This is a genomic window from Salinibacter ruber DSM 13855, from assembly GCF_000013045.1.
Classification (GTDB): Bacteria; Bacteroidota; Rhodothermia; order Rhodothermales; family Salinibacteraceae; genus Salinibacter; species Salinibacter ruber.
In genome coordinates, this window is record NC_007677.1 from 1,559,528 (window position 1) to 1,579,934 (window position 20,407).

The 20,407-nt window shown below is 67.0% G+C and carries 14 protein-coding genes; 6 read left to right on the forward strand and 8 right to left on the reverse strand.

The genetic code is table 11. From position 1 onward, the window contains the following. The first annotated feature begins 155 nt into the window (after positions 1–155). The 3 genes from SRU_RS06625 (at position 156) to SRU_RS06635 (ending at position 5,078) form a co-directional block, all read left to right on the forward strand. A complete protein-coding gene (locus SRU_RS06625; protein ID WP_118828851.1) occupies positions 156–1,712 on the forward strand; it encodes an insulinase family protein in 1,557 nt (518 codons plus the stop codon). 61 nt (positions 1,713–1,773) lie between these two features. Further along, entirely contained in the window at positions 1,774–3,984 is a 2,211-nt protein-coding gene (locus SRU_RS06630) for a M16 family metallopeptidase (protein ID WP_118828852.1), read from the forward strand. A gap of 170 nt (positions 3,985–4,154) precedes the next feature. After that, on the forward strand, positions 4,155–5,078 hold the full coding sequence (locus tag SRU_RS06635) for a hydroxymethylglutaryl-CoA lyase (protein ID WP_011403998.1): 924 nt from the start codon (positions 4,155–4,157) through the stop codon (positions 5,076–5,078). A gap of 37 nt (positions 5,079–5,115) precedes the next feature. On the opposite strand, the gene SRU_RS06640 is transcribed toward SRU_RS06635, so the two are convergent. The 5 genes from SRU_RS06640 to SRU_RS06660 form a co-directional block, all read right to left on the reverse strand. Then, positions 5,116–5,952, reverse strand: coding sequence for a UDP-2,3-diacylglucosamine diphosphatase (locus SRU_RS06640; protein WP_011403999.1), 837 nt, complete (start codon positions 5,950–5,952; stop codon positions 5,116–5,118). Between the two features lie 133 nt (positions 5,953–6,085). Continuing rightward, entirely contained in the window at positions 6,086–7,099 is a 1,014-nt protein-coding gene (locus tag SRU_RS06645; RefSeq protein ID WP_011404000.1) for a DUF4340 domain-containing protein, read from the reverse strand. Positions 7,100–7,171: 72 nt separating this feature from the next. Further along, a complete protein-coding gene (locus SRU_RS06650; protein ID WP_011404001.1) occupies positions 7,172–8,761 on the reverse strand; it encodes a GldG family protein in 1,590 nt (529 codons plus the stop codon). Between the two features lie 139 nt (positions 8,762–8,900). Continuing rightward, positions 8,901–9,626 carry an ABC transporter permease gene (locus tag SRU_RS06655; protein WP_118828853.1) on the reverse strand — a complete coding sequence of 242 codons (726 nt, stop codon included), beginning with the start codon at positions 9,624–9,626 and terminating at the stop codon, positions 8,901–8,903. Positions 9,627–9,738: 112 nt separating this feature from the next. Continuing rightward, positions 9,739–10,695, reverse strand: a complete 957-nt coding sequence (locus tag SRU_RS06660) for an ATP-binding cassette domain-containing protein (protein ID WP_162890611.1) — start codon at positions 10,693–10,695, stop codon at positions 9,739–9,741. 241 nt (positions 10,696–10,936) lie between these two features. Between SRU_RS06660 and proB the strand changes: the two genes are divergently transcribed. Next, the gene (proB, locus tag SRU_RS06665) at positions 10,937–12,067 is read left to right on the forward strand and encodes a glutamate 5-kinase (RefSeq protein WP_011404004.1); all 1,131 of its coding nucleotides are present in this window, start codon (positions 10,937–10,939) and stop codon (positions 12,065–12,067) included. Positions 12,068–12,205: 138 nt separating this feature from the next. Beyond that, the gene (locus SRU_RS06670) at positions 12,206–13,486 is read left to right on the forward strand and encodes a glutamate-5-semialdehyde dehydrogenase (RefSeq protein WP_237702012.1); all 1,281 of its coding nucleotides are present in this window, start codon (positions 12,206–12,208) and stop codon (positions 13,484–13,486) included. A 32-nt stretch (positions 13,487–13,518) separates the two neighbouring features. On the opposite strand, the gene SRU_RS06675 is transcribed toward SRU_RS06670, so the two are convergent. Next, complete coding sequence (locus tag SRU_RS06675) at positions 13,519–14,370, reverse strand: DUF3667 domain-containing protein (RefSeq protein WP_118828854.1); 852 nt, start codon at positions 14,368–14,370, stop codon at positions 13,519–13,521. Positions 14,371–14,607: 237 nt separating this feature from the next. Between SRU_RS06675 and SRU_RS06680 the strand changes: the two genes are divergently transcribed. Continuing rightward, on the forward strand, positions 14,608–16,257 hold the full coding sequence (locus tag SRU_RS06680) for a potassium channel family protein (RefSeq protein ID WP_118828855.1): 1,650 nt from the start codon (positions 14,608–14,610) through the stop codon (positions 16,255–16,257). Positions 16,258–16,280: 23 nt separating this feature from the next. Here SRU_RS06680 and darG read toward each other — a convergent pair whose 3' ends face one another. Further along, positions 16,281–17,357, reverse strand: coding sequence for a type II toxin-antitoxin system antitoxin DNA ADP-ribosyl glycohydrolase DarG (gene darG, locus SRU_RS06685; RefSeq protein ID WP_011404008.1), 1,077 nt, complete (start codon positions 17,355–17,357; stop codon positions 16,281–16,283). Between the two features lie 136 nt (positions 17,358–17,493). After that, a complete protein-coding gene (gene gcvP / locus SRU_RS06690; RefSeq protein WP_118828856.1) occupies positions 17,494–20,406 on the reverse strand; it encodes an aminomethyl-transferring glycine dehydrogenase in 2,913 nt (970 codons plus the stop codon). Between the last annotated feature and the right edge of the window lies 1 nt (position 20,407).

Genomic DNA, 20,407 nt, shown 5'->3' on the forward strand with positions numbered 1-20,407 from the left:
GGATCGGTTCGTTCTACGGGGCGGGATGTGGGGAAAATGTGAAATTGTCAATAAAGGGCGGTGCGGGCAGGGGGGAGACTGTATCAAATTAGCGGAGCAGAAGCGTTATTAAGCGTGCTCCACGCCACTCCCACTTCAAAGAGTCTCTGTGTCTCATGAATTGGACTTCGCTTCGCGAGGGCTGGTCGCGGGTCGGCCTCACGCTCACGGCACTGCTTGTCTTGCTGGCAGGGGCGGCCCTGCCCGCGCAGGGACAAGACTTGCTGCGGCAGTTTGAGGACAAGGTGACCACCTTCACGCTGGACAACGGACTGGACTTCGTGGTGGTCGAGCGCCACGACGCGCCCGTCGCCTCCTTCGCCACGTACGCCGACGTGGGCTCGGTCGACGAACCGCAGGGCAAGACCGGCATCGCCCACATGTTCGAACACATGGCGTTCAAGGGCACGACCACGATCAGCACCAAGAACATCGAGAAAGAGATGCAGGCCCTGGAGCGTCAGGAGGAGATCTACCTGCAGCTTCGCCGGGAGCGGGCGAAAGGCCCGCAGGCCGACTCGTCCCGCATCGCGGAGCTGGAGGAGCAGTTTGAGCAGGCCACGACGGAGGCCGAGTCGTACATCGAGAAGGGGGAGTTCGAAAACATCCTGGAACGGAATGGGGTGAGCGGCCTCAATGCCACCACCTCGGCCGACGCGACCCGGTACTTCTACAGCCTGCCGGCCAACAAGGCGGAGCTCTTCTTTGCCCTGGAGTCCGACCGGTTTGCGAACCCGGTCCTCCGCGAGTTTTACACCGAGCGCGATGTGGTCATGGAGGAGCGGCGCCAGCGCACCGAGTCGAGCCCCACGGGCCGCCTGGTCGAAGAGTTTTTGACCACTGCATTCAAGGCGCATCCCTACGGCAACCCGACCATCGGCCACATGTCGGACCTCAAGAAGCTGTCGCGGACCGACGCCAAGCAGTTCTTCGAGACGCATTACAGCCCGCGCAACCTAACCATTGGGATTGCTGGGGACGTGGACCCGGAGCAGATGCGGGCCTTCGCAGAGAAGTACTTTGGGGACCTGCCCGGAGGAGACGAGCCGCTGCCGGTCCGAACCGAGGAGCCGGAGCAGATTAGCGAACGCCGCGTCATCATCCGCGAACAGACCCAGCCGTTCGTGATGATCGGGTTCCATCGCGGCAGCATGCAGAGCGAGGATGCGCCCGTCTACGACGTGCTGTCGGACGTGCTGACGGGGGGGCGCACGAGCCGCCTCTACGAGAGCCTGGTGACCGAGGAGAAGGCCCTTCAGGTTCAGGCCCTGCCGGCCTTTCCGGGCAGCAAGTACGACACCATGTTCGGCATCTTCGGGGTTCCCAACCGGGGCGTCTCACCGGACAGCGTGGAGCACATGATCTACGACGAGCTGGAGGCCATCAAGGAGGACGGCATCAGTCAAGAAGAGCTGGAGCGGGCGAAGACGCGAGCACGGTCCGACCTCATCGGGCAGCTTGACTCCAATCAGGGGCTCGCCCTGCAATTTGCCCAGATGGAGGAGCTGAAGGGCGACTGGCGCTCGGTCTTCCGGCGGCTGGACGCCATTCAGGCCATCACGGTGGAGGACGTGCAGCGTGTGGCGCAAAACACGTTTAGGCGGAGCAACCGCACCGTCGCCATGATCAAAACGACCGACGACGAACAGCAGCCCACGACCGCCGCCAACTAGCGCGTGCTGCTGTTCCTGCATTCCTCTCGGTATCTCCTGCTGACCAGAACTCCTTCGTACGATGGATCGCTTTTCGCCTACTCGTCTGCTGTCCGTGATGGCCCTGGGCCTGCTCCTCGTGGGGCTGGGGGCCCTGCATCCGGCCTCGGCCCAGGAGACGGACATCCAGACGGCCGACTACGACGTGACAGAGCTCACGTATCCGGAGCTTCGCGACTTTGACGTTCCGGAGCCGGAGCGCGTTGAGCTCGACAACGGCATGACCATCTTTCTGCTGGAGGATCCGGAGCTGCCCCAGGTGAACGCCACGGCCCAGGTCGGCGTGGGCTCCGTCTACGAGCCCGCCGAGAAGCGGGGCCTCGCCTCCATCACGGGAACGGTCATGCGCACCGGCGGGACCGAATCGATGGCGCCGGACAGCCTGAATACGGTTCTCGAAAACATCGCGGCCACCGTCGAGACCAGCATCGGCGAGACCTCGGGGTCGGCCTACATGTCGACGCTCTCCGACCACGTCGACACGGTCCTTCCGATCTTCGCCGAGGTGCTCCGCCGCCCCGCCTTCGCGGAGGATCGGGTGCAGCAGGCCAAGAGCCAGGTCAAGTCGGGCATCTCGCGCCGCAACGACAACGTCGGTTCCATCGTGAGCCGCGAGTTCGATAAGATTCTGTACGGGGAGGACAGTCCGTACGCCCGCACCCCGGAGCTGTACACCGTCGACCGGATCCAGCGGCAGGACCTCGTGGACTTCCACGACCAGTATTTCCACCCGAACAACGTCATCCTGAGCGTATGGGGCGACTTCGACGCCGACCAGATGGAGCAGACGCTCCGCGAGCAGTTTGGGGACTGGGAGGCCGCGGCCGACTTCGAGCCGCCGACCCCGCCGGAGCCGGACGCCGAGCGCGCCCATTCCGTCAACTTCGTCTCGAAGAGCGACGTCAACCAGAGCAACATCCGCATGGGACACCCGGGGGAGTTGACCCGCCGGAGCGACGACTACGCCTCGGTGCAGATGATGAACGAGGTTCTCAGCGGGGGCTTCTCCGGCCGCTTGTTTCAGCAGGTGCGTCGGGAAAAGGGCCTGGCGTACTCCGTCGGCGGCGCCTACACGGCGGGCTACAACCGCCCGGGGCGCTTCTACGCGGGCGTCGCGTCGCAGAGCGCCAGCACCGTGGAGGCGACCAACGCGGTGATGACGGAGGTTGAGCGGATGCGGGAGGAACCGCCCACCGAGGAGGAACTCGGGCTCGCCAAAGACAGCTATCTGAACTCGTTCGTCTTCAACTTCGACTCGGAGCGGGAAATCTTGGGGCGCCGTGCCACCTACGAGTACTACGACTATCCCGCCGACTTTCTGCAACAGACCCGGAACGCCATCGAGGAGGTGACGCCGGACGACGTGCTGTCGGCGGCACAGACGTACCTCCATCCCGACGAGTCGCACATCCTGATCGTCGGGAACGGCGATCAGTTTAGCGAGGACCTGTCTACGCTCAGTCAGGACGGGACGGTCGATACCCTCGACATCTCGATCCCCCGCGAGGCGCCCGGTGCGGACGAGGCCGACATGACGGCCGCCGAGGAGGAGGCCGCGATGGCGGGCCAGAAGCTGATGGCGAGCGCCAAGGAGGCCCTCGGCGGGTCGGCCTTCGACCAGATTCAGAACATGCGGGTCGTCACCAAGCAACAGGGCACTGAGAGCACGCTCGTCGTGCGGCTTCCCGATCAACTGCGGACGGAGGTCAGCACCGCCATGGGCAACATCACCGTGGTCAACGACGGCGAGACCATGAAGATGAAGACCCCGCAGGGGACCCGCACCGCGCCGCCGTCGGCCCGCGGCCAGATCATGGGACAGCTCTGGCGCAGTCTCCCCTACCTGATGGCCAACCTGGACCACGACGGCCTGACGGTGACGGCCCAGGGAGACACGATCGTGGAGGGCACGAGCTACCAGCAGGCCCGCGTGAAGCCCCCCGCCGGGCCCGAGTACACCCTCTACCTCAGCGCCGAGACGATGCGGCCGGAGCGCCTCACGCTCGAGCAAACCAACCCACAGACGGGCCAGCAGGTGCAGGTGACCCAGACGTTCACCGACTTTCGGAAGGTCAGTGGCGTCCGGTTGCCGTTCACGACCGAGACGGTCCAGTCGACGGGCGACGGCGAAAATACCGTCACGGCCACCATTCAGAGCCTCGACATCAACGCGGACCTGGAGGACGGACTCTTCACGCTCGGCTCCTCGTCGGGCGGCGGGGCGTCGCAGTAGTGCTCCAGGAGAAACGACGAACCGCCACGAGCGCCCGGGGCTCTCTGCACGGAGGCCCGGGCGTTTCGTGATTCTGGGGGACTTCGGAGGGGGCGCGTCCGGCCGAACGTTCAGGCACGCCGGGGCATTGGACTACCGCTCATTCTCACCCACAGCGTTTGGTTACACTCATGTCTCTTCCGCAGTCCGTTGCGCTCTGCGACGTTGGGCCCCGCGACGGCTTCCAGTTTGAGGAGCAGTTCATCCCCACCGACCGGAAGGTCGACGTCATCACGGCACTGGCCGACGCCGGCCTGCCGCGCATCCAGGTCACCTCGTTCGTGCATCCGAAGTGGGTCCCCCAGATGAAAGACGCGGAGGCGGTGTGCAGCCGCCTCCCCGACCGCGCGGACGTGACGTACGCCGGGCTTGCGCTCAACCAGCGAGGGCTGGAGCGCGCCCACGCGGCGGGGCTGTCGCAGGTGGACCTTTCGATTGCGACGCACGACCGGCACAGCCAGGACAACGCCAACCGGACGGTTGACGAGGCCGTCGCGCAGGCGGACGACATGGTGCGGTACGCCCACGAGCACGGGCTGGCCGTGCAGATGGGGTTCCAGACCGTGTTCGGGTACCAGGCCCCGGGCGACACGCCGCTCGATCAGGTCGTGGACATGAGCCGTCACTTCGCCGACCTGGGCGTCGAGTCGCTGTCCCTCGCCGACTCCACGGGCCTTGCGCACCCCCGAATGATCAAAGAGCGCGTCCGGGCCGTGCAGGCCGCCATCGGCGATACGCCCCTCGTCCTGCACCTCCACGACACCCGTGGCCTCGGCCTCGCCAACGTCTACGCGGCGCTGCAGTGCGGCGTGGAGCGCTTCGACACGTCGCTGGCGGGCATGGGGGGATGTCCGTTCATCGACGGGGCCACCGGCAACATCGCCACGGAAGACACCGCGTACCTGCTCGACGGACTCGGCATTGAGACGGGGGTCGACCGAGACGCGGTGGGACGAGCGTCGGCCCGTGTCGAGTCGTTTCTGGCCAAGGAGTTTCCGGGAAAGCTGCATCGGCTCCTGCAGCGAGCGGAGGGGGCCGAGACCGCCGTCGAATAGAACGGGGAGCCCGTGGACGCCCGGTTCCTAGGCACAGCTATTTGTTCTGCGGGTCGGCCTCGGGGGAGGAGACCAACGAGGGCGTGCCGTTCCGCGGCGGCGACGCCTCCGACGCAATCGCGCGCCGCGGGCCGACCCCGTCGGGAATCCACTGGCGGAGCTCGAGCCGTCCGTCCCGGTGCTCCATCAGCGCCGTACAGTTCTCGATCCAGTCGCCGGTGTTGACGTACTGGGTGTTGGTGACGGCCCGCATTCGGGGGCGGTGAATGTGGCCGCAAATGACCCCGTCGAAGCCCTCGGCGTCCGCCTCGCGCGCAGCGGTTTCCTCGAATTCCGAAATGACCTGCCGGATGTGACGGGTCTCTTTTAGGTAGTTGGCGAGGGACCAGTAGGGCAGGTCCAGCAGGCGCCGCAGGCGGTTGTACCAGCGGTCGGCCGCGAGGACGCCGGTGTACGCCCAGCTTCCCAGAAGCTCGATCCATTCGGCGTGGCGGACGACCCCTTCAAACTCGTCGCCGTGCACTACCAGAAAGCGACGCCCGTCCGCCGTGGTGTGCTGGGTCTTCCGCTGAATGGTAATGCCGCCGAGTTGGAGGCCGGGAAAATCGCGCGCCACCTCGTCGTGGTTGCCGGGGATGTAGGTGACGTTGGTGCCCTCGGCCTTTTGGAGCAGGCCCCGGATCAGGTCGTTGTGCGAGGAGGGCCAGTACCAGGATCGCTTCAGCGCCCACCCGTCGATGATGTCGCCGAGGAGGTAGTACCGGTCGGCGTCGTGGGTGCGTAGAAAGTCAAGCAGGTAGGCGGCCTTGGCCTGCGGGGTCCCCAGGTGGACGTCGGAAATCCAGATCGCACGGTACTGCGTGGGGGCGGCCATGGGGGCGCAGTGAAAAATGACGGGCAATACGCCGTGGGAAAACAGGAAGCCCCGCCTGGAGTTGCACCGTCAGCCCGGTGAACTTCGTTGGGCGAATGGATTCGCTTCAAACACACGGCCAAACGGGGCCGCCTCACCGGGACTCCACGAGGGCCGAGCGGCCCCGCAGGACCGACCGGTCCCAGCTGCCTGATTGGAGCTCGACGACGTACGGCAGGCCGTCGGCCACGGCGAGGTACTGCTGGGCGTCGGGGGCGGGGCGGAGGCGAATCGACCGCCGAGAACCGTCCGTTAGGTGGAGGCGCACCTCATACTGCGCCTTGCCGAAGTCGTCGGGCGCGGTGGACTCCGCAAAGCCGTCGGCTTGGGGCGACGCGAGCACACGCAGCATCGACGAGACCTCGGTCTGAGACAGCGTATCGCCCGCCGACACCCACGCGTCCGGGGCCGCCGTCGTATCGCTTGCGGCCCCCCGCCGCATCGTAAAGGAACTATCAGCAGGGTACCGGAGGTCGATCCGCCGGATGTCCGAGCGGGCAAGGCCCCAGATGGTCTTGTCGCGCCAGTCCTCCACGGTCCGGGCCGTCACCGAGCGGAGCGACTGCTCGATGGAGTAGACATCCGGCCGGTCGGGGGGGCGGACGTACGTGACGGATGTGCCCCGACGCCGCCGTTGCCGAAGTCGGTTCTGAGACGGGCCCCCGCTGCCGGACTGAGGGCGCCGGACGCGAGTGCGCCCGACAATGAGCGTTCCGAGGGCCTCGCCCCCGTCCCCGAGCATCGTGACTGTGGTTCCGGTCGAGTCGACGCCGTACCGCGGGTGTTTGTCCGGCTGGCGGGTCGCCACGGCGCTCACCTCAAGGGAGGGCACCGCCCCCAGAAGTCGATCCACCGCGCGGGTGCCGGCCGGGTACGTGGCCGACGTGTCGCCGGGGGATACGCGCCAGCCGCTGTCCGTTTGCGCCAGGCGGATCGATGGCCGGCTGGACCGCTCAATGCGCACGGCCTGCACCGCGCTCGTGTCTACGGCGAGCAGTTGCTCCTGGAAGGCTGCGCTCGACGCGGTGCTCCAGCTCCAGGAGGTGGCGAGCGCAAGGGCAAGGGTGCTGGCGAAAATGAGCGCCAAAGTCTTGGTCGCGTTGGTCATGCCGGGGTTGGGGAATCGAGGGAGTCTCGGTGTAGCAGTCTCGTTGGGCCTGGGGGAGCGGGCGAGGCAGCCTCAGGTGCTGAGGCCGGCATCCTTCCAGCGCCGACGCTGTGCCCGATTGCGGCGATAGCGCACCAGTCCGTACCCGATGACGAGTAGGATGGGGAGCAGGACGTTAAGGTACTTCAGGACCGTTTTCGTGGTTGGCTCCAGCTGCATGAGGGGACGACTGGTGACGCGCTGGGTCCGCAGCGAAATCAGTCCCGTGTCGCCTGCCAGGTAGTCTACGCTATTCGCCACGAGATTCGTGTTTCCCTCCGGCAGCCGTTGTTTTCGCCGGCCGGTCCCGTTCACGATGAAGTCCCCGTCCCCGATGACGACCAGCTTCGTGTCCGGGCTCTTCGTGCGTTCCACCGAGAGGGTGTCACTCTCGGCGAAGGCGGAAGAGAAGGTGCCCTCCAGCAGGCCGGCCACGGGATGGGACGCGCCCGAGAAGTCCGACACCGTCCACTCTTGCTGTGGGCGAATGCTGGTGGGAAGGGAGGCGAGGCCCGACTGCTGCGACGAGCGCGCGAGCACAGTGAGTTGCGCGGTCGAGTCAACCTGAGTGGTGTCGAGCGGGGACACAAACCGGAAGACGACCTGATCGAGGCCGTTGCTAATGGGGTGGTCGGCGAAGTTGGCAATTTGCGGGATGTACGGATACCGAACCCGATTCATTACCGTAAACCCGCCGCGCTTCTGCCGGACCCGAACGGCGCTTGCGTTCCGGTCGCGCACCAGACGGGTCCGGATGGGGAGCCCGTAGCTTTCGAGCAAGGGCTCAAGTCCCGTCGTCTGAGGACGGGCCTGCCCGAAGCGCATGTTGGCCTGTGCCCGGTTGAGCGCAAAGATGGCGGGGCCGCCCCGCATCACGTACTGGTCCAGGGCGAGGGCCGTCTGCGTGGAGAGTTCGCTCTCGGGGCGGGAAACGAGAAGCACGTCCACCTCCGGGGGCACCCCCGCCGTGTCCACGCCCGAAATTGTCCGAATGTCGTAGCGGCCCTTCAGCCCGTTTTGGAGCTGCGTCATCGCGTTCAGGCCGGGCTCGCCCTGGCCCTGCAAGACGCCCAGGACGGGCTTGTCGTCCGCGGTCAGCTTCTTCATGGTACTGGCAATCGTATACTCCAGGGCCGAATTCGTCTCCACGAACGGGACGACCTCCCGCTTGTCCCGGTACTGAAAGACCGCCCCCAGGTACGCGCGCTTCTGTGTCATCTTGTTCTGCTGCCGCACGTTCACCGTGACCGGACGGATGCCGGCCTGCCGGGCCTCGCGCGCCGTCTGGTCCCCCTCGTTCGGGTTTACGAACTGGAATTCGACGTTGCCGCCGGCCGCCGCGCGGAACTCCTGCAGTAGCGCCCGAAACTCCTCCTTCGTGCGTCCAAACCGGGCGGGCAGGTTGGACGAGAAGTAGGCCGTCACCGTCACCGGGTCGTTCAGGGTCTGGGCGATGTCGTGGCTCGCGCCGGCGAGCGTGTAGCGGTTGTTTGCCGTCAGGTCGGCCCGCAGGACGAACTGGTTGGCGGTATAGGTGAGGGCGGCGAGACTGCCCGCGATGAGCAGGACCTGAAGGAGGGCTTCGCGCCGGTTCGCAAGAAAGCCTGCGAAAGCGTTCGACATGGGAGCGGGATCCGTCTGTTTGTGGGGTCTGGTGCGAGGATGGCAAGGGGCGCTGAGACAAGGGCCGCTAGGGCGGACGAAGGAAGAGCGGAAGCCCGCCTCCGCTGCGCCCCGGCATTGGGTCGGAAGGCCCCGTCCACTACGACCAGCTGCGGCTCTTGAGGGAGAGCGTAGCGGCCAAGAGGCCGACGCAGGTCAGCGAGCCGACATAAAGGACCGAGGCGGTGTCGATCACCCCTCGCGACATCGTTCGGAAGTGTCCCTGCAGGTCGAGGAACGACGCGACACTGGCCGGCGCATCGGGGAGAATAGAGGCCATTTGTCCAAAGAGGAGGTGCAGAAAGACGGCGATGAAGAGGCTCAGGAGGAAGGCCACAATCTGGTTGCCGGTCAGGCTCGACGCAAAGAGCCCGATGCTCACGTAGACTGCGCTCACGAGGAGGAGGCCGAGGTACCCGCTGAGGGTGGCGCCGTGGTCGATGGGCCCGAGTTGTGCCACGGTGACGTAATATGGGAGAGTAAACGCCAGGGCGATGGCCACGAGGGCCCACGCGGCAAGCCACTTCCCGGCCACGATCTCCAGGTCGTCGATCGGTTTGGTGGCCAGCAGCTCAAGCGTCCCGCTTCGCTTCTCCTCGGCGATCATGCCCATGGTGACGGCGGGAATGAAGAAGAAGAGGGTCCAGAAGGCGACTTGAAAAAACGTATCGAGCGAGGCCTCGCCCACGAAGAAGACATCCCCCTGGCCAAAGAGCCACGTGAAGGTGCCACTCAGGCCGAGGAAGACGACGAGCAGGACGTAGGCGGTGAGGGAGTCGAAGAACGCGTTGACCTCGCGCTTGCAAATCGTCCAGACGGCGTGCATGGGCGCAGGCGGGTGATGCGTGCTGAAGAGAGTCGCGATCCGTGATACGCGAGCCGGATCCACGAGCCATCACGCTCCACGTACCACGCTTCGAGATTTGCGGGGGGAGGCACTACGCGGCCTCCGCGGTCGCGTCGGCGGGGGAGGCCGGCGCTTCCGTAAGCTTGCGGAAGACGTCTTCGAGGCTCGACTCGATGGGCGTCAGCTCCGTGAGGGTCCAGTCGCGATTCGCACAGAGGCGGAAGACATTGGCGGCGGGCTCGGCGTCGCCATCGGCGGCGAGCTCGTACGTGCCGTTCGTGCGCTGGACCGAGGCGACGCCCTCCATCTCCCGAAAGGCGCGACCGACATCGGCGTCGCCGGGGGCGTCCACGGAGACCCGGAGGCGCGTTCCGCCCATAAACTGCTCCCGGAGCTTCTCGGTGGGCCCGTCGGCCACAACGCGCCCCTGGTCGATAATGAGAATGCGGTCACAGGTCATCTCCACCTCCTTCAAGATGTGAGAACTAAGCATGACGGTTTTCTCCGTACCGATCTCCTTGATCAATTCGCGGATCTCGGCGATTTGATTCGGGTCGAGCCCGGTCGTCGGTTCGTCGAGGATGAGGACCGGCGGGTCGTGGAGAAGGGCTTGGGCGAGGCCAATTCGCTGTTGGAAGCCCTTGGACAACTCGCCAATTCGCTTGTGGCGCTCACGGCCCAACCCACAGACATCCATCATCTTCTGAATCCGGGACGGGATCTTTGCCTGAGGGACCGACTGCAGCTCAGCGGCGTGGCGCAGGTAGTCAATCACCGGCATGTCGGTGTACAAGGGCGTGTCCTCGGGGAGGTACCCGATGCGGCGCCGCACCTCTTCCGGGTGCTCGTGGATGTCGTAGCCGTCGAGCGTCGCGGTGCCGGCCGTCGGATCCAGGTAGCAGGTCAGGATCCGCATCGTCGTCGTCTTGCCGGCCCCGTTGGGGCCGAGAAACCCGAGCACCTCACCGGTGCTCATGTCAAAACTCACGTCGTCGACGGCCTTCTGGGTGCCGTAGACCTTGCTCAGGTTCGACGCGGTGATGCCCATCAGAAAAGGAAGCGTTGGCTGAAACGGAGGGTGGACACGGGATTCTGTGGGCGCCTGGAGCGCCACCGATATGCAACGAGGAACAGGAGGGCGATATTGTCCCTCCAGCTCGGTGATATTGTGAAAGTCGTCCAAAGATCGAGAGTCCGGGCCCGGCCCGCAGGGCTTCACGTTGTCCGGAGGCGTCCGTACGTTAGAATAACCAACACCGTGCTTCCGTCGACTGATCTGCCTGACGCGTATGGCCACCGTTGCGCTCCCGGACTGGACCCGTGCCGTCGTGAAGGTGGGCAGCGCGCTCGTTGCGCCCGACGATCGGGGCTGCAGCACGACGCACCTGTTGCCCATTGCGCGCTTTGTAATTCAGAGCCGTCGGCAGGGCAAGGAGGTGATTCTGGTCTCCTCCGGCGCCGTGGCCGCCGGGCTCGCCGAGCAGGGCCGGGGCGGGCCGGGCACGGGCCTCTCCATCCCGGAGCGGCAGGCCCTCGCCGCGCTCGGCCAGCCGCTGCTGATGGCCCATTGGCGCCGTCTCTTCGACGTGCCCTGTGCGCAGGTCCTGCTCACCTACGACGACCTGCAGCGCCGCGCCCGCTTCGTGAACGCGAAGAACACGATCGCCGAGTTGCTCGACCGGGACACGCTGCCGATCGTGAATGAAAACGACACCGTCGCCACCGAGGAATTGCGGGTGGGCGACAACGACAACCTCGCCGCCTACGTGGCGGTGCTGGCCGAGGCGGATTTGCTCGTGATCTGCTCGGACGTAGACGGCCTCTACACCGCCGATCCGCACGACGACCCGGACGCGGAGCGCCTGCCGGCGGTGGACGCCATCACCGACGAGATCTACGACATGGTCGGGCCCTCCCACCGCAAGGTGGCCACCGGCGGCATGCAGACGAAGGTGGAGGCGGCAGAAAAAGCGACGGACCGCGGGATCGATACCGTTCTGGTCAACGGAACCAAAGGCGGCCACCTCGACGCGCTGGGGCGCGGTGAGATGCCGGGCACGCTCTTTCGGCAGGCCGAGCAGCCGCTTCCCGCGCGCAAGCACTGGATGCTCCACGCGCTTCCCTCCGCGGGCCGCCTGACGGTCGACGCCGGGGCGGCCGACGCACTGCGACACGAGGGCGCTTCGTTGTTGCCGTCGGGCATTGTGGCGGTGGAGGGCCGCTTTGCCCGGGGCGACGCCGTGGAGATTGCAGTCGAGAAAGAGGGGAACCGGACCCGCGTGGCGAAGGGCATCACGCAGTACGGGGCCGCCGACCTGGAGCGCATCCAGGGGCGACAGAGCCACGCCATCGCCGAGGTCCTCGACGAGGCGCCCGCCGACTACGTGGTGCACCGCGACGATCTGGTGGTGGAGGCGTGAGGCGGATTGTGGACTGTGGCCTCCCTGTCCGTCTACGCCGTACGAACGACGGCAACAACGGTCGGAGCACCGGCGGGCGCTCTGTGTATAGCAGTTTGCTTTTTCGGCATGAACAAACAAATAAATTCAGTCGCGCCCATGTCCGACACGACCTCCGAAGCGCTCTCCGTCGACGCTCTCGCCGCGGACTGCAAGGCCGCCGCCCGCGAGCTGAGCACGCTTTCGACCGAAACGAAGAACCGCACGCTGCGCCGCATGGCCGACGCGCTGGAGGCGGACGAGGAGGCCATCCTGGCCGCCAACGGCAAGGACGTGAGCGCTGCGCGTGAGGAGGGGCTCGACGACGCCCTGATCGACCGGCTCGTCCTGAATCCCGACCGAATCACCAAGATGGCCGACGCGCTGCGCGACGTGGCGTCCTTCGCCGATCCCGTGGGCGAAATGGGGGGCACCACCAAACGGCCCAGTGGCATCGAGGTGGGAAAGATGCGCATCCCGCTGGGGGTGATCGGCATGATCTACGAGGCCCGTCCCAACGTCACGGCCGACGCCGCCGGGCTCTGTTTCAAGGCGGGCAACGCGGTCCTGCTGCGGGGCGGCTCCAACGCATTCCACTCGAACCAGGCCGTCGCGGCGGCGCTGCACACGGCCCTGGAGGCGGAGGGCGTCCCCCCCGCGGCCGTCACACTCATCCCCACCACCGACCGGGCGGCGGTGCAGGAGATGCTGACCCTCAACCAGCACCTCGACCTCATTATTCCGCGCGGTGGGGAGGGCCTGATCCGCTTCGTGGACGAGACGAGCCAGATTCCCGTCATCAAGCACTACAAGGGCGTCTGCCACCTCTACGTCGACGAAGACGCGGACCTGGAGGTCGCGGAGGACCTCCTGCTCGACGGCAAGGTCTCGCGCCCCAGCGTCTGCAACGCGCTCGAAACGCTGCTCGTGCACGCGGACGTGGCGGACGACTTTCTGCCCCGGGCCCGGGCGCTCCTCGACGACGCCGGCGTGGAGCTTCGCGGGGACGATCGGACCCGACAACTGCTCCCGGGCGTGGGGGCGGCGACCGAAGACGACTACGCCGCCGAGTACCTCGACCTGACCCTCGCGGCCCGGGTGGTCGAAAGCGACGACGAGGCGCTGAACCACATCGCCGAGTACGGCTCCAACCACACGGAAGTCATCGTGACCGACCGCCTTCCGACGGCCCGCCGCTTCGTCCGCTCGGTCGACGCGTCGGTCGTGCTCGTAAACGCCTCCTCACGCTTCTCGGACGGGGGCGAGCTGGGGCTGGGCGCCGAGATCGGCATCTCCACCACCAAGCTGCACGCCTACGGCCCGATGGGCCTGGAGGCGCTGACCACCGAGAAGTTTGTGGTGTACGGGGAGGGGGAGACGCGCCACCCGGTGGAAAAATAGGCTACGGCGGGACGGCATGGGCGTCCGATTGCTCAGGCCAGGTAGCTCATGGCCCCGACGACGAGAAGACCGGAACCAACGACGAGTACGATCCCGCTTGCCAAATAGGCACAGGCGGGCAGGAGGCGAGCTCGCCAGTGCGTTCCGAAAAACGCGCCGGCGCCGTGGGTGTGGAGGCCAACCTGCAAAAAAATAGGCAGAACGCCGATGTAGGCCGGAGCTGCCCAGAAGAGCAGTGGACCGAGCACCCCAAGGAACAGTGTGGCCTGGGCCGTGACGTAGAGCTCAAACACGAGGGTCTCGGCGGCGGTCCGTTCCGGAAATGCCCATCGAAGGAGCAGGCCTGCAACGATACAGGTGAAGAGCCCGACGTACGTCTGTACTTGTTGGAAAAACTGGAAGATGCCCGCTGCAAGGTCCTGAGCAGAAGACCAGCCGAGCGACCGGAGCGGAGATCCGGAACGGAACACCTCATCGGGATGGGTCCCCAAAGAACGCCATGTTGCCTCGAACGCCTCGGCCTGCCCCTGCACCCACGCCTCCTGAAACATTGAGAAGACGAGAAAGGTAGCCGTGGCGGTCAACAGAAAGTAGCCAAGAGGATTGACGAACTCCTTGCGTTCCCCGTCCACGTACCGGCGGGCCACACGGCCCGGATTCTGCGCAGCGCGACGGAGCGTCTGCCCGACGCCCCGTTCCAAATCCTCAAGGTCCAGGGCCGATTCGAGGAAGCGCTGCACCAGGTAGAGCACCCGGAGCTCGGGGACGTGCCGCTGCCCGCACTGGTGGCAGTAATCGCCCACCAGGGGCGCGCCGCAATTCTGACAGGGGACTCCTCGACCCGACGAGGCATCACCGGGCTGGGCCTCCGGGGCGTCGGACATCGATCAGAGAGAAAATCATGCAAGAGAGGACACCCCGCTTGCATTTGTGCGCCCGGCGCGTCGTTCCGTCTGGCTCAGATGGCAACGAGGGCGGATGGCCGGTGCACGACGACGTTGTGCCTCGGGGCGCCGAGGCATAGGTTAAGACCGACCGTCCCCCAGTCCCCATGGGCCCTGTTCCGGTTCGGTCGAGGCCTTTGTCCCCTACCTCCATCTTCCCGACGACTCCTCGGCGCGATGACGTCCCTGACCCGCCGCACGGCGTACTACCTACTGGTGCTCGCGGCCGCCACCGTGGGACTGACGGGCGCGTACAGCCTGGGCATGAGCGTGTGGGAGGGACGGCCGCGGCCGTGGTACCAGGCCCTGGAGGTGGTGGTGCAGACGTTCACGACGACCGGATACGGCGAGGACGCGCCGTGGAGCAGTCCCCAGATGAACATGCTGGTGGTCGTTATTCAACTCGCGGGCATTGGGTTCATTCTGAGTGCCGTGGACGTGTTCGTGGTGCCCTGGCTCCGCGAGGCGCTCAGGCCCACGGCCCCGAAGGGCCTCCCCGACCGGTCCGGTCACGTCATCGTGTGCGGCTACACGCCCCGGGTGGAGGTCTTCATCGACGAGATGATTGAGCGGGGAGAGGAGTACGTGCTCATTGAGCCCAACGTGGAGCAGGCCGCGTCGCTCTACGAGCGGGACTACGAGGTCATGGAGGGGGACCCGACATCGACTGCCGTTCTGGAGCGGGCCTCCGTCGGGGCGGCAAAGGCCCTGGTGGCCGACGTGGCCGACGACGAAAATGCCAGCATTGTGCTTGCGGCCCGTGAGGCCAGTCCGGAACGCCGCATCATCACGTTGGCCGAGGACGCCTCGGCAACCCGATACCACCGGGCGGCGGGGGCGGACGTGGCGCTTTCGCCCCGGCAGCTGCTCGGGCGGAGCCTCGCTGCGCAGGTGCCCGTGGCCGCGGCGGCCAACGTGGAGGAACAGGCGACGGCGGGGACTGAGATTGACTTCGCGGAGCTCATCGTGACCCGGCACGGCCCGTCTCACGACCATTCACTCCGCGCCCTTCGGCTTTCGGAGCGGTTCGGGGTGCGCGTCATTGGGGCCTGGCTCGATGGCACCTTCGAGACGTCCGTGGACGCCGACACGCCCCTCGAAGCGGGCACGCGCCTGTTTCTCGCCGGCACGCCCGACCAACTGGATGCCCTTCGCAGTGAGATGGCCCCGTACGTGCGGGCCTTCACGCCACAGTCCATCATCCTCGCCGGACACGGCGACTCGGGGCAGGCCGCGCGGGACTCCCTTCGGGCGGTACATGCCGACGTGACGGTGCTCGACCTCGAAGACGGGGCGGAGGTGGACGTGGCGGGGGACGTTCGCGACCCCGACGCGCTCCGGGCCTGCGGAATCGAGGACGCGTCGGCCCTTATCATCGCCGTGGACGACGACAGCGTCGCCACGTTCGCGACGCTCATCGCGCGCGACCTGAACCCGGAGCTGCAAATCCTCGTCCGGGCCCACGACGAGACGGCCGTTCAGAACCTCTACCGGGCCGGCGCGGACTTCGTGCAGGCCCTGCCGACGGTCTGTGGGCGGATGCTGGCCGCCACGGCATTCGAAGACGAGGACCACCGGTCTCGCGATCGACACATCAACGTGGTCCGCCTCCCGGCCTCCCCATTGGCCGGAGAACCGTTGAGGGAGGTCGATCCGGATGCACAGACCAACTACACAGTGCTTGCCGTGTACCGGGAGGGCGACTTCCTCACCGATCCCGACGACGCCCTCGTTGCCTTCGAGGCGGACGACGAGGTGCTCGTCGCCGGAACCGAGGACGGGATTCGGCAATTTCGGGCGCGGCTTGAGGACAGGCAGTCGGCGTAGTGCCGGGCCGTCCGCCACGTACCCTACGGTTGCTCGGGACCCGCCGGGTGCCCTGGGCCGATCCACTCGTGTCGGTGGAGCCGCTGCCAGGCCGCCGCAATTTGCGCCGGCGCGAAACGCTCCGCCTTGCGCCGGCTCCAGTCCTGCACGGCCCGCACGACCGCCTCGGGACGGCGCCGGGCCTGCGCGTCGTGCCGCGTGAGCCAGCCGACCGTAGCGAGCAGTTCGAGCGTGTCGGGCGTGTCGCACTCCTCGATGAGGGCCCGCACCCGGCCCAGACGCTCACTGGCGGTCGGGTGGTCCGAAAGGGTGTCCCGCGCCACACCGACCGCTGGCGGGCGAAGGCGAAACGAGGAGTCCTGGTGCGACGGGTCGTACCCCGCAATAAAGGCCCCCTCAATCCGGCGCAGCACGGCCGTGAGGCCCGCGGCGCGGAGCCCGTACGTGCCCGGCTCGAACGTGAGGCGCAGGTCCTCGCCCGCCCCCTGCACCAGGAAGGCGAGATTGTGCGCTGCGTGTGGACTGACGGTGTCGCCCGGCGTGGCGTAGGCGTCGAGGACGGAGAGGAGGAGGGCACGTCCCCGGGTCATGGCGGGGCGATCGTCCGCGTCGGGGCCGCCGCCCTCTGCGCTCGCCGACCGGGGGGCGTAAACGAGCGCCCGGACGCCATCGAGCGACTTGAGCGGCGTGGTAAGCAGCGGGCGCACCGTCGGCCAGTCGAGCCCGCCCCCGCCGCAGCCCAGTGCGGGCACGGCGAGCGACGCAATGTCGTGGGCGGTGGCCTCGTCGACGAGGGCTGCCATCCCCGACTCGATGTGCGGGACGGACGAGGCGTCGCGCCAGTGGTCCTTCGTGGCCACGTTCAGGACGTAGCGGGGATGCTGGCCGTCGCCGAAGAGTCCCCCGCGGTCGTGCACGAGCACGTCGCCCGGCGCCAGGGCCCCGGCGTCGCAGGCCGCCTCGTACTGCTCGTAGTTGTCGGGAAACCGCGTCTTGAACTGGCGGCACAGCCCGCGCTTCATGAGGCCGGCGCAGTGGACCGGGTTCACGAGCGCCGCCACGTCCGCGTCGAACAGATCCCCGTGTACAATTTCGACCATGGACCGCCTTTATCGTAGTGGGCGCAACCGACAAAGAGAAAGGGCCGCGAGACGGTCTCGCGGCCCTCCTGCTGAACGTGTTCGAACGTCCCGTTCCCACGAAATGCACGCAGGGACAGGGCCCTGAGTGACGTGGCTACGCGGTCTTGAGGGCCGACGTCAGCTCCTCCTCTTCGTCCGCCTCGTAGGCGTCGGTCGGGGGACAGGCGCAGTAGAGGTTCCGGTCGCCGTAGGCGTCGTTCACGCGCCGCACGGTGGGCCAGAACTTGCGCTCGCGCACCGCCTCCACCGGATAGGCCGCCGTCTCGCGGCTGTACGCGCGGTCCCACTCGTCGGCGGTAACCATCTCGGCGGTGTGGGGGGCCTGCTTGAGCGTGCTCGCCTCCGCCTCCAGCGTCCCGGTCTCGACGGCCTCGATCTCGCTGCGGATGGCGGCGAATGCGTCGACCAGGCGGTCGAGCTCCGCCTTCGACTCGCTCTCCGTGGGCTCCACCATGAGCGTGCCGACCACCGGCCAGCTCATCGTGGGGGCGTGGAAGCCGTAGTCCATCAGCCGCTTCGCCACGTCCTGCTCGTTGATGTCGAGCTCAGAGCGGAACGGGCGGAGGTCGAGGATAAACTCGTGGGCCACACGGTCATTGGGGCCCCGGAAGACGATGTCGTAGTGGTTCGACAGCTGGTCGGCCAGGTAGTTGGCGTTGAGGAGGGCCGTCTTCGACGACTTCGTGAGGCCCTCTGGGCCCAGCAGCTTGATGTAGGCCCACGAGATGAGCAGAATCAAGGCGCTGCCATGTGGCGCCGCGGCAATCGCGGGAATGTGTTGGTCGCCGCCCGTCTCCACCACCGGGTGACCGGGGAGGAAGGGACTCAGGTGCTCGGCCGTGCAGACCGGCCCCACGCCCGGCCCGCCGCCGCCGTGCGGAATGCTAAACGTCTTGTGCAGGTTGAGGTGGCACACGTCCACGCCGTACTCGCGGGGGCGGCAGAGGCCGACCTGTGCGTTGACGTTGGCCCCGTCGAGGTACACCTGCCCGCCGTGCTCGTGGATGACGTCACAGATCTCTTCGACGTGCTCCTCGAAGACGCCGTGCGTCGACGGGTACGTAATCATCGCGGCGGCGAGGCGCTCGCTGTTTACCTCGGCCTGCTCGCGGAGGTCCTCCAGGTCCACGTCCCCGTTCTCGTCGCAGTCGATCGTGATGACCTCCATCCCGGCCATGTTGGCACTGGCGGGGTTGGTGCCGTGGGCGGACTCAGGGACGAGGCACACGTCCCGCTGCTCCTCGCCCCGCGCCTCGTGGTAGGCCTGAATGATCAGGAGGCCGGTATACTCGCCGGAGGCCCCGGAATTGGGCTGGAAGGAGATGTCGTCGAAGCCCGTGATCTCCGTCAGGTAGCCGCTGAGCTCGTCGATCACCTGCTCGTACCCCGCCGCCTGCTCCTGGGGCGCAAAGGGGTGCAGGCCCGCAAACTGCGGGTTCGAGATCGGCTGGAGGGCGGCGGTCGGGTTCAGCTTCATGGTGCACGATCCCAGCGGGATCATGCTGTGGACGAGCGACAGGTCTTTGTCCGCCAGTGACTTCATGTACCGCGTCAGCTCGCCCTCGGAGTGGTACGAGTTGAAGACCGGGTGCTCCAGGTACGAGGTCTGCCGCGGCATCGGGCCGTCGTAGCCGCTGTCGAGGTCCGCGGCCAGGTCGTCGGCGTACAGCTTCTGGCCGTTGGTGGCCCCGAAGACGGTGAAGAGCGCGTCCAGGTCTTCGGCGTCGACGGTCTGGTCGAGCGCGACGCCTACCGACCCGTCGTCGTAGTAGCGGAGGTTGATCTCGTGCGCCTCGGCCCGCTCGCGGACCTGCGCCTGAGTGGCATCGGTGAGGTCCACGCGGAGCGTGTCGAAGTACGCATCGTGGCGGACGGTGTGGCCCGTTCGGTTCAGCCCCTCGGCCAGCGTCTTCGTGAGGTCGTGCACCCGCGTCGCAATCTCGCGGAGCCCCTCGGGGCCGTGGTAGACGGCGTACATCGACGCCATCACCGCCAGCAGCACCTGGGAGGTGCAGATGTTGGACGTGGCGCGCCCCCGTCGGATGTGCTGCTCGCGGGTCTGGAGCGCCATGCGGAGCGCCATCTCGCCGTCGGCATCCTTCGTAACGCCGATCATGCGACCGGGCACCTGGCGCTGGAAGCGTTCGCGGGTCGCGAAGTAGGCGGCGTGGGGCCCGCCGTAGCCCATCGGCACCCCAAAGCGCTGCGTGGAGCCGACGACCGCGTCGGCCCCCCACTCGCCCGGGGCCTCCAGGAGCGTGAGGCTCAGCAGATCGGCGGCCACGGCCACGTAGGCGTCCGCCTCGTGGGCCCGGTCGGCCACGTCGCGGTAGTCGTGCACCGCGCCGTCGGTCGTGGGGTACTGCAGGAGGCAGCCGAACGTGTCCTCGCCGAAGACGAAGTTCTCGGGGGATTCCACGATGACGTCGATCCCGATCGGCTCGGCGCGGCCCTTTACCACCTCGATGGTCTGCGGGTGGCAGTCCTCCGACACGTAAAACGTGGCGGCGTCGCTGCGGCGGTCGACCCGATTCAGCATCATCATCGCCTCCGCCGCGGCCGTCGCCTCGTCGAGCAGCGACGCGTTGGCGATCTCCAGGCCCGTCAGGTCGATGGTCATGTCCTGGAAGTTGAGGAGCGCCTCCAGGCGGCCCTGTGCAATCTCGGCCTGGTAGGGCGTGTACTGGGTGTACCAGGCCGGATTTTCCAGGATGTTGCGCTGGATGACGGGGGGCGTGTGGGTGTGGCGGTAGCCCATGCCGATGAACGAGCGCCACGTGTCGTTCTTGGCGCCGGCGTCCTGAGCCGCGTCGAGCACCTGCTGTTCGGTGAGGGCGGACGGCAGGTCGAGGGGGGCGTCGGTCCGGATCGAGTCTGGAATGGCCGCGTCGACGAGGGCGTCGAGCGACTCGGCCCCGAGGGCGTCGAGCATGGCGTCCACGTCGGCGTCCGTGGGGCCGAGGTGACGCTCGTCGAACGTGTTTGCGGACGAGAGATCAATGGCCATC

Excerpts from the sequence above, each read along its gene's own strand:
- SRU_RS06625 (WP_118828851.1), top strand. The coding sequence starts at position 156 with ATGAATTGGACTTCGCTTCGCGAGGGCTGGTCGCGGGTCGGCCTCACG.
- SRU_RS06630 (WP_118828852.1), top strand. The coding sequence starts at position 1,774 with ATGGATCGCTTTTCGCCTACTCGTCTGCTGTCCGTGATGGCCCTGGGC.
- SRU_RS06635 (WP_011403998.1), top strand. The coding sequence starts at position 4,155 with ATGTCTCTTCCGCAGTCCGTTGCGCTCTGCGACGTTGGGCCCCGCGAC.
- SRU_RS06640 (WP_011403999.1), bottom strand. The coding sequence starts at position 5,952 with ATGGCCGCCCCCACGCAGTACCGTGCGATCTGGATTTCCGACGTCCAC.
- SRU_RS06645 (WP_011404000.1), bottom strand. The coding sequence starts at position 7,099 with ATGACCAACGCGACCAAGACTTTGGCGCTCATTTTCGCCAGCACCCTT.
- SRU_RS06650 (WP_011404001.1), bottom strand. The coding sequence starts at position 8,761 with ATGTCGAACGCTTTCGCAGGCTTTCTTGCGAACCGGCGCGAAGCCCTC.
- SRU_RS06655 (WP_118828853.1), bottom strand. The coding sequence starts at position 9,626 with ATGCACGCCGTCTGGACGATTTGCAAGCGCGAGGTCAACGCGTTCTTC.
- SRU_RS06660 (WP_162890611.1), bottom strand. The coding sequence starts at position 10,695 with ATGGGCATCACCGCGTCGAACCTGAGCAAGGTCTACGGCACCCAGAAG.
- proB (WP_011404004.1), top strand. The coding sequence starts at position 10,937 with ATGGCCACCGTTGCGCTCCCGGACTGGACCCGTGCCGTCGTGAAGGTG.
- SRU_RS06670 (WP_237702012.1), top strand. The coding sequence starts at position 12,206 with ATGTCCGACACGACCTCCGAAGCGCTCTCCGTCGACGCTCTCGCCGCG.
- SRU_RS06675 (WP_118828854.1), bottom strand. The coding sequence starts at position 14,370 with ATGTCCGACGCCCCGGAGGCCCAGCCCGGTGATGCCTCGTCGGGTCGA.
- SRU_RS06680 (WP_118828855.1), top strand. The coding sequence starts at position 14,608 with ATGACGTCCCTGACCCGCCGCACGGCGTACTACCTACTGGTGCTCGCG.
- darG (WP_011404008.1), bottom strand. The coding sequence starts at position 17,357 with ATGGTCGAAATTGTACACGGGGATCTGTTCGACGCGGACGTGGCGGCG.
- gcvP (WP_118828856.1), bottom strand. The coding sequence starts at position 20,406 with ATGGCCATTGATCTCTCGTCCGCAAACACGTTCGACGAGCGTCACCTC.